Annotated in this window: 8 protein-coding genes; 4 read left to right on the top strand and 4 right to left on the bottom strand. The window is 48.4% G+C overall.

The genetic code is table 11. From position 1 onward, the window contains the following. Positions 1-253 precede the first annotated feature (253 nt). The 4 genes from pgaA to pgaD are packed head-to-tail and all read left to right on the top strand — an operon-like array spanning position 254 to position 6,437. Positions 254-2,677, top strand: a complete 2,424-nt coding sequence (gene pgaA, locus E0D98_RS16920) for a poly-beta-1,6 N-acetyl-D-glucosamine export porin PgaA (protein WP_000287458.1) — start codon at positions 254-256, stop codon at positions 2,675-2,677. An 8-nt stretch (positions 2,678-2,685) separates the two neighbouring features. Then, positions 2,686-4,704: a poly-beta-1,6-N-acetyl-D-glucosamine N-deacetylase PgaB gene (pgaB, locus tag E0D98_RS16915; RefSeq protein ID WP_000945561.1), complete on the top strand. Its 2,019-nt coding sequence runs from the start codon at positions 2,686-2,688 to the stop codon at positions 4,702-4,704. Beyond that, a complete protein-coding gene (pgaC, locus tag E0D98_RS16910; protein ID WP_000610451.1) occupies positions 4,697-6,022 on the top strand; it encodes a poly-beta-1,6-N-acetyl-D-glucosamine synthase in 1,326 nt (441 codons plus the stop codon). The genes pgaB and pgaC overlap by 8 nt, the downstream gene beginning before the upstream one ends. A gap of 1 nt (position 6,023) precedes the next feature. Further along, entirely contained in the window at positions 6,024-6,437 is a 414-nt protein-coding gene (pgaD, locus tag E0D98_RS16905; RefSeq protein ID WP_001061095.1) for a poly-beta-1,6-N-acetyl-D-glucosamine biosynthesis protein PgaD, read from the top strand. A 49-nt stretch (positions 6,438-6,486) separates the two neighbouring features. Here the strand turns inward: pgaD and phoH are convergent, their stop codons facing one another. The 4 genes from phoH to efeU all read right to left on the bottom strand — a co-directional run bounded on the left by phoH (position 6,487) and on the right by efeU (position 11,186). Next, positions 6,487-7,275: a phosphate starvation-inducible protein PhoH gene (gene phoH / locus E0D98_RS16900; protein WP_000533522.1), complete on the bottom strand. Its 789-nt coding sequence runs from the start codon at positions 7,273-7,275 to the stop codon at positions 6,487-6,489. 618 nt (positions 7,276-7,893) lie between these two features. After that, a complete protein-coding gene (gene efeB, locus E0D98_RS16895) occupies positions 7,894-9,165 on the bottom strand; it encodes an iron uptake transporter deferrochelatase/peroxidase subunit (RefSeq protein ID WP_001199172.1) in 1,272 nt (423 codons plus the stop codon). A 5-nt stretch (positions 9,166-9,170) separates the two neighbouring features. After that, positions 9,171-10,298: an iron uptake system protein EfeO gene (gene efeO / locus E0D98_RS16890; RefSeq protein WP_000154414.1), complete on the bottom strand. Its 1,128-nt coding sequence runs from the start codon at positions 10,296-10,298 to the stop codon at positions 9,171-9,173. Between the two features lie 57 nt (positions 10,299-10,355). After that, positions 10,356-11,186, bottom strand: coding sequence for an iron uptake transporter permease EfeU (gene efeU, locus E0D98_RS16885; protein ID WP_000497942.1), 831 nt, complete (start codon positions 11,184-11,186; stop codon positions 10,356-10,358). Positions 11,187-11,677: the final 491 nt, after the last annotated feature.

Below are 11,677 nucleotides of genomic sequence, written 5' to 3'. Positions count from 1 at the left end.
TCCTAATTTATTTTGAAAAAGGCATTGGGATTTATGCCGTATTCCTGAAGATCCTCATCATTGGAATGGATTTTCGGGCGAGAAAAGGATTTTATATGGACACTCTGCTCATCATTTCTTCTTCTCATCATCAACAATTCACGTCTCTCTTCCGCGTTTAATAACGGATTATGAGGTGCAAAAATATCTTTCTTTTCAGTTACCTGTAATTAGATACAGAGAGAGATTTTGGCAATACATGGAGTAATACAGGATGTATTCAAGTAGCAGAAAAAGGTGCCCGAAAACCAAATGGGCTTTGAAACTTCTTACTGCCGCATTTTTAGCAGCGAGTCCCGCGGCGAAGAGTGCTGTTAATAACGCCTATGATGCATTGATTATTGAAGCTCGCAAGGGTAATACTCAGCCAGCTTTGTCATGGTTTGCACTAAAATCAGCACTCAGCAATAACCAAATTGCTGACTGGTTACAGATTGCCTTATGGGCCGGGCAAGATAAACAGGTTATTACCGTTTACAACCGCTACCGTCATCAGCAATTACCAGCGCGTGGTTATGCAGCTGTCGCCGTCGCTTATCGTAACCTGCAACAATGGCAAAACTCGCTTACACTGTGGCAAAAGGCGCTCTCTCTGGAGCCGCAAAATAAGGATTATCAACGGGGACAAATTTTAACCCTGGCAGATGCTGGTCACTATGATACTGCGCTGGTTAAACTTAAGCAGCTTAACTCTGGAGCACCGGACAAAGCCAATTTACTCGCAGAAGCCTATATCTATAAACTGGCGGGGCGTCATCAGGATGAATTACGGGCGATGACAGAGTCATTACCTGAAAATGCATCTACGCAACAATATCCCACAGAATACGTGCAGGCATTACGTAATAATCAACTTGCTGCCGCGATTGACGATGCCAATTTAACGCCAGATATTCGCGCTGATATTCATGCCGAACTGGTCAGACTGTCGTTTATGCCTACGCGCAGTGAAAGTGAACGTTATGCCATTGCCGATCGCGCCCTCGCCCAATACGCTGCATTAGAAATTCTGTGGCACGATAACCCAGACCGTACTGCCCAGTACCAGCGTATTCAGGTTGATCATCTTGGCGCGTTATTAACTCGCGATCGTTATAAAGACGTTATTTCTCACTATCAGCGATTAAAAAAGACGGGGCAAATTATTCCGCCCTGGGGGCAATATTGGGTTGCATCGGCTTATCTCAAAGATCATCAGCCGAAAAAAGCACAGTCAATAATGACCGAGCTCTTTTATCACAAGGAGACCATTGCCCCGGATTTATCCGATGAAGAACTTGCGGATCTCTTTTACAGCCACCTGGAGAGTGAAAATTATCCGGGCGCGCTAACTGTCACCCAACATACCATTAATACTTCGCCGCCTTTCCTTCGGTTAATGGGCACGCCTACGAGCATCCCGAATGATACCTGGTTACAGGGGCATTCGTTTCTCTCAACCGTAGCAAAATATAGTAATGATCTTCCTCAGGCTGAAATGACAGCCAGAGAGCTTGCTTATAACGCACCAGGAAATCAGGGACTGCGCATTGATTACGCGAGTGTGTTACAAGCCCGCGGTTGGCCTCGTGCAGCAGAAAATGAATTAAAAAAAGCAGAAGTGATCGAGCCACGTAATATTAATCTGGAGGTTGAACAAGCCTGGACAGCATTAACGTTACAAGAATGGCAGCAGGCAGCTGTCTTAACGCACGATGTTGTCGAACGTGAACCGCAAGATCCCGGCGTTGTACGATTAAAACGTGCGGTTGATGTACATAATCTTGCAGAGCTTCGTATCGCTGGCTCAACAGGAATTGATGCCGAAGGCCCGGATAGTGGTAAACATGATGTCGACTTAACCACCATCGTTTATTCACCACCGCTGAAGGATAACTGGCGCGGTTTTGCTGGATTCGGTTATGCCGATGGACAATTTAGCGAAGGAAAAGGGATTGTTCGCGACTGGCTTGCGGGTGTTGAGTGGCGGTCACGTAATATCTGGCTCGAGGCAGAGTACGCTGAACGCGTTTTCAATCATGAGCATAAACCCGGCGCGCGCCTGTCTGGCTGGTATGATTTTAATGATAACTGGCGTATTGGTTCGCAACTGGAACGCCTCTCTCACCGCGTTCCATTACGGGCAATGAAAAATGGTGTTACAGGCAACAGTGCTCAGGCTTATGTTCGCTGGTATCAAAATGAGCGGCGTAAGTACGGTGTCTCCTGGGCTTTCACTGATTTTTCCGACAGTAACCAGCGTCATGAAGTCTCACTTGAGGGTCAGGAACGCATCTGGTCTTCACCATATTTGATTGTCGATTTCCTACCCAGTCTGTATTACGAACAAAATACAGAACACGATACCCCATACTACAACCCTATAAAAACGTTCGATATTGTTCCGGCATTTGAGGCAAGCCATTTGTTATGGCGAAGCTATGAAAATAGCTGGGAGCAAATATTCAGCGCAGGTGTTGGTGCCTCCTGGCAAAAACATTATGGCACGGATGTCGTCACCCAACTCGGCTACGGGCAACGCATTAGCTGGAATGACGTGATTGATGCTGGCGCAACGCTACGCTGGGAAAAACGACCTTATGACGGTGACAGAGAACACAACTTATACGTTGAATTCGATATGACATTCAGATTTTAAGGATAAATATGTTACGTAATGGAAATAAATATCTCCTGATGCTGGTGAGTATAATTATGCTCACCGCGTGCATTAGCCAGTCAAGAACATCATTTATACCGCCACAGGATCGCGAATCTTTACTCGCCGAGCAACCGTGGCCGCATAATGGTTTTGTAGCGATTTCATGGCATAACGTTGAAGACGAAGCTGCCGACCAGCGTTTTATGTCAGTGCGGACATCAGCACTGCGTGAACAATTTGCCTGGCTGCGCGAGAACGGTTATCAACCGGTCAGTATTGCTCAAATTCGTGAAGCACATCGAGGAGGAAAACCGCTACCGGAAAAAGCTGTAGTGCTGACTTTTGATGACGGCTACCAGAGTTTTTATACCCGCGTCTTCCCAATTCTTCAGGCCTTCCAGTGGCCTGCTGTATGGGCCCCCGTCGGCAGTTGGGTCGATACGCCAGCGGATAAACAAGTAAAATTTGGCGATGAGTTGGTCGATCGAGAATATTTTGCCACGTGGCAACAAGTGCGAGAAGTTGCGCGTTCCCGGCTCGTTGAGCTCGCTTCTCATACATGGAATTCTCACTACGGTATTCAGGCTAATGCCACCGGCAGCTTATTGCCTGTATATGTAAATCGTGCATATTTTACTGACCACGCACGGTATGAAACCGCAGCAGAATACCGGGAAAGAATTCGTCTGGATGCTGTAAAAATGACGGAATACCTGCGTACAAAGGTTGAGGTAAATCCACACGTTTTTGTTTGGCCTTATGGCGAAGCGAATGGCATAGCGATAGAGGAATTAAAAAAACTCGGTTATGACATGTTCTTCACCCTTGAATCAGGTTTGGCAAATGCGTCGCAATTGGATTCCATTCCGCGGGTATTAATCGCCAATAATCCCTCATTAAAAGAGTTTGCCCAGCAAATTATTACCGTACAGGAAAAATCACCACAACGGATAATGCATATCGATCTTGATTACGTTTATGACGAAAACCTCCAGCAAATGGATCGCAATATTGATGTGCTAATTCAGCGGGTGAAAGATATGCAAATATCAACCGTGTATTTGCAGGCATTTGCTGATCCCGATGGTGATGGGCTGGTCAAAGAGGTCTGGTTTCCAAATCGTTTGCTACCAATGAAAGCAGATATTTTTAGTCGGGTTGCCTGGCAATTACGTACCCGCTCAGGTGTAAACATCTATGCGTGGATGCCGGTATTAAGCTGGGATTTAGATCCCACATTAACGCGAGTAAAATACTTACCAACAGGGGAGAAAAAAGCACAAATTCATCCTGAACAATATCACCGTCTCTCTCCTTTCGATGACAGAGTCAGAGCACAAGTTGGCATGTTATATGAAGATCTTGCCGGACATGCTGCTTTTGATGGCATATTGTTCCACGATGATGCTTTGCTTTCAGATTATGAAGATGCCAGTGCACCGGCTATCACGGCTTATCAGCAAGCAGGCTTTAGCGGGAGTCTGAGCGAAATTCGACAAAACCCGGAGCAATTTAAACAGTGGGCCCGCTTTAAAAGTCGTGCGTTAACTGACTTCACTTTAGAACTTAGTGCGCGCGTAAAAGCCATTCGCGGTCCACATATTAAAACTGCACGAAATATTTTTGCACTTCCGGTAATACAACCTGAAAGTGAAGCCTGGTTTGCACAGAATTATGCTGATTTCCTAAAAAGCTATGACTGGACCGCTATTATGGCTATGCCTTATCTGGAAGGTGTCGCAGAAAAATCGGCTGACCAATGGTTAATACAATTGACCAATCAAATTAAAAACATCCCTCAGGCTAAAGACAAATCTATTTTAGAATTACAGGCACAAAACTGGCAGAAAAATGGTCAGCATCAGGCTATTTCTTCGCAACAACTCGCTCACTGGATGAGCCTATTACAACTGAATGGAGTGAAAAACTATGGTTATTATCCCGACAATTTTCTGCATAACCAACCTGAAATAGACCTTATTCGTCCTGAGTTTTCAACAGCCTGGTATCCGAAAAATGATTAATCGCATCGTATCGTTTTTTATATTATGTCTGGTGTTATGCATACCCCTATGCGTAGCGTACTTTCACTCTGGTGAACTGATGATGAGGTTCGTTTTCTTCTGGCCGTTTTTTATGTCCATTATGTGGATTGTTGGCGGCGTCTATTTCTGGGTCTATCGTGAACGCCACTGGCCGTGGGGAGAAAACGCACCAGCTCCCCAGTTGAAAGATAATCCGTCTATCTCCATTATCATTCCCTGTTTTAATGAGGAGAAAAACGTTGAGGAAACCATACACGCCGCTTTAGCACAGCGTTATGAGAACATTGAAGTTATTGCCGTAAATGACGGTTCAACAGATAAAACCCGTGCCATCCTGGATCGCATGGCTGCACAAATTCCCCATTTGCGGGTCATTCATCTGGCGCAAAACCAGGGGAAAGCCATTGCGCTTAAAACCGGAGCTGCCGCGGCGAAAAGTGAATATCTGGTGTGCATTGATGGCGATGCGTTATTAGACCGCGATGCGGCGGCATATATTGTGGAACCGATGTTGTACAACCCGCGTGTGGGTGCCGTAACCGGTAATCCTCGTATTCGAACACGTTCTACCCTGGTGGGTAAAATTCAGGTTGGCGAGTATTCCTCAATTATTGGTTTGATCAAGCGAACCCAGCGTATCTATGGAAACGTATTTACCGTTTCCGGTGTTATTGCCGCATTTCGTCGCAGCGCCCTGGCAGAAGTGGGTTACTGGAGTGACGATATGATCACCGAAGATATTGATATTAGCTGGAAGCTGCAGTTGAATCAGTGGACGATTTTTTACGAGCCACGGGCGCTGTGCTGGATATTAATGCCTGAAACGTTAAAAGGGCTGTGGAAACAGCGCCTGCGCTGGGCTCAGGGCGGTGCAGAAGTATTCCTCAAAAATATGACAAGGTTGTGGCGCAAAGAAAACTTTCGAATGTGGCCGCTGTTTTTTGAATACTGCCTGACGACAATATGGGCCTTCACCTGCCTGGTCGGTTTCATTATTTACGCAGTCCAACTTGCCGGTGTACCGTTAAATATTGAATTGACACATATCGCTGCGACACATACTGCCGGAATATTATTGTGTACGTTATGTTTACTGCAATTTATTGTCAGCCTGATGATCGAGAATCGCTATGAGCATAATCTGACTTCATCGCTTTTCTGGATTATTTGGTTCCCGGTTATTTTCTGGATGCTGAGCCTGGCAACGACATTGGTATCATTTACACGAGTCATGTTGATGCCTAAAAAGCAACGCGCCCGTTGGGTAAGTCCCGATCGCGGGATTCTGAGAGGTTAATATGAACAATTTAATTATTACGACCCGACAATCACCAGTACGTTTACTGGTTGATTATGTTGCCACAACCATCTTGTGGACATTATTTGCGTTGTTCATATTCTTATTCGCCATGGATCTGCTGACGGGTTATTACTGGCAAAGCGAGGCCAGAAGCCGACTTCAGTTCTATTTTTTGCTGGCAGTGGCGAATGCCGTCGTGTTAATTGTCTGGGCGCTGTACAATAAGCTGCGTTTTCAAAAACAGCAGCATCATGCAGCCTACCAATATACGCCGCAAGAATATGCAGAGAGCTTAGCAATACCTGATGAGCTCTATCAGCAACTACAAAAAAGCCACAGGATGAGCGTACACTTCACCAGCCAGGGGCAAATAAAAATGGTTGTTTCAGAAAAAGCGCTAGTCCGGGCATAAACACCCAAAACAAAGCCCGGTTCGCCCGGGCTCTGCACCGATAATACACTTAACTGTATGCATGCAGCGTACGTTGGCAAAGTGCCGAACGTACGCAGTCCTCTTTACCGAACCGGACGATCCCAACCATTTCATCTTCTTCGAAACGTTCCAGCGCGTCACTTAATCCGGAGCACACGCCGCGAGGCAAATCGCATTGCGTGATATCACCGTTGACGATAACCGTCACGTTCTCCCCGAGGCGGGTTAAAAACATTTTCATTTGCGCGGCAGTCACATTCTGCGCCTCGTCAAGAATGACGACTGCATTTTCAAAGGTACGTCCACGCATATAGGCGAACGGCGCGATTTCCACCTTCCCTATTTCCGGTCGCAGGCAGTACTGCATAAAGGAAGCCCCTAAGCGCCGGACCAGCACGTCGTAGACCGGGCGAAAATAGGGAGCAAACTTTTCTGCGATATCTCCAGGTAAGAAGCCAAGATCTTCATCGGCTTGCAGAACTGGACGGGTGACGATAATCCTGTCGACATCCTTATGTATCAGGGCCTCTGCCGCTTTTGCTGCGCTGATCCAGGTTTTTCCGCACCCGGCTTCGCCCGTGGCGAATATCAGCTGCTTACTCTCAATAGCCTTCAGATAGTGCAATTGCGCTTCATTTCGCGCGAGGATGGGCGAAGTATCGCGACTGTCGCGGGCCATACCAATGGCTTCTACGCCGCCCATCTGCACAAGCGAGGTGACCGATTCTTCTTCACGCTGCTTATGGCTGCGCGAATCCCGTCTCAGCACACGTTTTGCCTCGCGACGAGCTTTGATCACTGCTTTTTGTCTTCCCATGGAGAGCACCTTGAGTTGTTTGTATTCATCACACGCGCCGTTGGCAGCGCGATTATGCGCACGAACATCAGAGGGTTGGCTTCCTTGTAAGCCATAGTTTGCTTTTGGATAAAATGCCGAAAAACGGCTACGCACACCGTTTGCGGCGTCGGTAACACGAGTAAAGAGAGGAAGTGAGAAAAATACAGAGTGACGAAGTTGCTACCGGAGGAGAAATCTCCGCAAGTGGTGGAGCGTAGCTTAACAAGACATTGTCCAGAACAGGACGTTACCATCCGCGATCTCCATAGTGACTGACTATCACTGCCGGGAACTTCCGCTGCTACTTAATAATTACAACAGATCTCGCATTCATTGCAACAATATATTCACTTATATTTAACCATAAAACACCATTTCAGTGACATTAGTTTCTACTGGAAAGATGACAGAGTGATGACAGATATGAAAAAAGCTGTGTGCTTTCAGCAGGATTCGCATCAGGCATCTGCGCACGAACGCCGGATGCGGCGTGAACGCCTTATCCGCCTACCGAACCCGCACCGATTGTAGGCATAAGAAGACGCGCAAGCATCGCATCAGGCATCTGCGCAAGAACGCCTTATCCGTCTATAAACATTAAACCCGCAATAACGCGCTTCCGAGATAATCGTTCGCGTCCTTCACTCCCGGCAGCGCAAAAAAATAACCGCCGCCGATAGGTTTAACGTATTCCTCCAGCGCTTCGCCATTGAGCCTTTTTTGTACTGTCAGGAAGCCTTTTTCCAGATCGTGTTGGTAACAGACAAACAGTAGCCCCATATCCAGTTGCCCGGAGTTGGTGACGCCCAGTGAATAACTGTAGCCACGACGCAGCATCAGGCTGGACTCACTCTCCGCCGTGCGGGGATTCGCCAGCCGGATATGGCTGTCCAGCGCAATCACCTTCCCTTCCGGATCGCTGGCGTAATCGGGAACATCATGCTCATGCTGCATTCCCAGCGGCGCACCGGTTTGCTTATCACGACCAAAAATCGTCTGCTGTTCTTTCAGCGGAGTTCTGTCCCAAAATTCCACTCGAAACTGAATCAAGCGTACTGCCTGATAGCTGCCACCGATTGTCCACGCTGGCTCCTGCTGATCTGCCGTTACCCACACCACTTTTTGCATCAACTTATCATTCTGGCTATCGGGATTGGCAGTGCCGTCTTTGAAACCCAGCAAATTAATCGGCGTCTCTTTGCCTTTACTACGCGCCGCGTGATCGGAAATAAACCCTTCCCGCTTCCAGCGCACGCTGAGCAAATCCGGCGTATGTTTGATGATATCGCGCAGTGCATGGATCACCGTGTCCTGGGTGTTGGCGCAAATTTGTAGCAACACATCACCATGACATAACGCCGCATCCAGCGAGTCGTTGGGAAAACGCGTCATCTTCTGCAACTTTTTCGGCATCTGTGGCGCAAGGCCAAAGCGCTCATCAAACAATGAGTGACCCACCGATAACGTGATGGTGAGATTATCGGGCGCAATGTAGCCGCCAAGAATGCCGGAATCGAGTGGTGGCAGGCGCGGATTTGGCGTTTCTGGTGCCGCTCCGCCCTGAGTCAGAAAAGCAAAACGCTGAGTCAACAAGCGAAACAACCGTTCAAGATCGGGTTTATCGCTGGCAAGCACATCAAACGCCACCAGCATCATTGCGGCCTGTTGTGGCGTCAGGATCCCTGCCTGATGCTCACCATAAAACGGCTGTTTCTCATTGCGTGCATCCGGTGAAAGCGTACCCGGCGCACTTTGCGTTTTTTGTGCATGAGCGACCGGACAACTTCCCGCCAGCGCCAGCGCACCAATGCCTTTCAGTAAACGTCGGCGTGACGGTTCATTCACGCCGTTTTTATCTTCATACTGCATAATGCTTAATCCAATCCCAGCACACCGCGAAGTTGCGCCAGATCTTCCGCCAGCGCAGTAATCGGTCCTTTCAGTGCATTCCGGTCGGCATCGGTCAATTTGTCGTAGGTTTCAAAACCGTCTTTAGTACGGTATTTCGCCAGAATGGTATCGACCTTTTTAAAGTTGGCATCGACTTTTGCCAACAGTTCCGGGTTGGCTTTTTGCAGTTGTGGACGCAGCAGATCGACAATTTTCTGCGAGCCTTCAACGTTAGCCTGGAAATCCCACAGATCGGTGTGGCTGTAGCGATCTTCTTCACCGCTGATTTTGCTGGCTGCCACTTCCTCAATCAGTCCGGCTGCACCGCCGACCACTTTTGAAGGTGGGAAAGCCAGTTCACTGATGCGTTTTTGCAAATCGACCACATCGGTATAAAGCTGGTCAGCGTACTGATCCATGCCTTTGGTGGTGTTGTCGCCAAACAATGCTTTTTCCAGACGGTGGAAACCGGTGAATTTCGGATCGGCGGCTTTTTGCTCGTAATCATCTTCACGGGCGTCAATGCTGCCATCCAGATCGGAGAACAGTTCAGCAATCGGTTCGATGCGCTCATAGTGCTGGCGCGTCGGCGCATACAGTGCTTTCGCTTTTTCGATATCGCCTGCTTTAATAGCGTCAGTAAAGGCTTTCGTGTCGGTCACCAGCTGCGTGGTTTCCGCCATGACATACGCTTTATATGCAGTAATTGCACCACCAAGACTTAACAGCGCATCACTTTGCGCCGCATCCGCCGTTGCCTCACCTTTGACGATCAACTTCCCTTTCGGGTTAGTCAGCAGACCGCAGGTCATATCGTATTCGCCAGGCTGTAAATTCGCCGTCATTTTCTGGCTAAAGCCAGGGGCGATATTTTCCCGCTCTTCCACCACCATCACGCCTTTGAGGATCTCCCACTCCAGCGCCTTCTGGCTGTGGTTCTGAATAATGAACTGTGTTTTCCCGGCGTTAACCGTAATGGTCATCGGTTCGCACTGCTTATCGGTCACGGTCACCTTGACCTGCGGCACATTAGCGGCGTTAGCCATAAAAGCAGAAGAGAACAGCGCAGCCACGCTCAACTGCAATGCGTTACGGCGGAAGTTAATGGTCATGACGAGACTATCCCTTTAAAGTATGTTGTAACTAAGCAAGAGTTTGCGTCGTATTTGCTACGCGGAGCGAGACGCTGTCGCCCCTGCGCGTGGTGGCAGGGCAAATGCCACCAGCGCCGGGATGAGATAAATAAACCAGACGGCGACTTCGCTGACGCTCGGTGCTTCCTGATAGCCAAAAATCCCTTCCATCAGCGTGCCAAACAGCGAGTGAGTTGAGAGGACCGCGCTCATATCGAAGGCGATTTCCTGAAAGTGGTTCCACAATCCGGCTTCATGAAATGCGCGAATGGCACCAGCTGCCAGCCCTGCGGCGACGAAGAGAATAAACAGGCTGGTCCATTTAAAAAATGCACCAAGATTGAGGCGAATACCGCCCCAGTAGAGCAGGAAGCCTAGCACCACGGCAGTAGCAAGACCGAGCATTGCACCCAGCGGCGGCCAGATCCCGACATCTTGTTGAAATGCCGCCAGCAGGAAAAAGACCGACTCCAGCCCTTCCCTTGCAACGGCAAAAAAGACCATCATCACCAGCGCCCAGCCATGATGATTTCCACGCTGCAATGCGCTATCGACTGCCTGCTCCAGTTGTACTTTGACGTTGCGCGACACTTTGCGCATCCAGAAAACCATCCAGGTAAGGATCACCACGGCGATCACCGCCACGATACCTTCAAACAGTTCCTGTTCTTTTTGCGGAAATTCGCCGGTGGTTTCGTTAATGAAGATACCCAAGCCCAGGCACAACGCAGCGGCAAGCAACACGCCAATCCACATCACACCAATCCATCGGCCTCGCTGGGTACGCTTAAGATAGCTGGCAATCAAACTGACAATCAGCGCGGCTTCAAGTCCTTCGCGCAACATAATGAGAAACGGAACAAACATGCCACCCACCCTTAAACGTTTTTCTGAGTCAATCTATGCAAAGAAAAGTAAATCGCAGTGATAGCGATTATCATTACGGTAAAGAAAAATACAAGCGGAATGTTTATAAAATGATGTTGAAATGTAAACAAAGAGAGGTAATGCCAGGGGATATAAACGATTATTCCAGGTACAAAGATGGGATTGTTTACAACGAGCCATGTGTTCTTGCCGGATGCCGCGTAAACGCCGTATCCAGCCGACAAAACCGTCCTGACTCAATACATCAAAACTTCCATGTAAAACTGATAAGCGGGTGTATCAAGCAATTTCGTCCATCCTCGATTATCAAATCTAACTTTTTGCCCGGAACATAAGAACAGCGCGGGTGTTGGTGGCGTCAAAATCGCTGAAGCGTTCCCCGAAGGCCGGGGCAGCCCACATGGATGTGGGCTGAGGGCGCGTCTTACAGGACGTTACCTCGCGCCCGACCCGGTAGCCGAAGGGGATAA

The organism is Escherichia sp. KCJ4928 (assembly GCF_004352695.1).
Classification (GTDB): domain Bacteria; phylum Pseudomonadota; class Gammaproteobacteria; order Enterobacterales; family Enterobacteriaceae; genus ECMA0423.
This window is presented reverse-complemented; position numbering and strand designations above follow the sequence as displayed.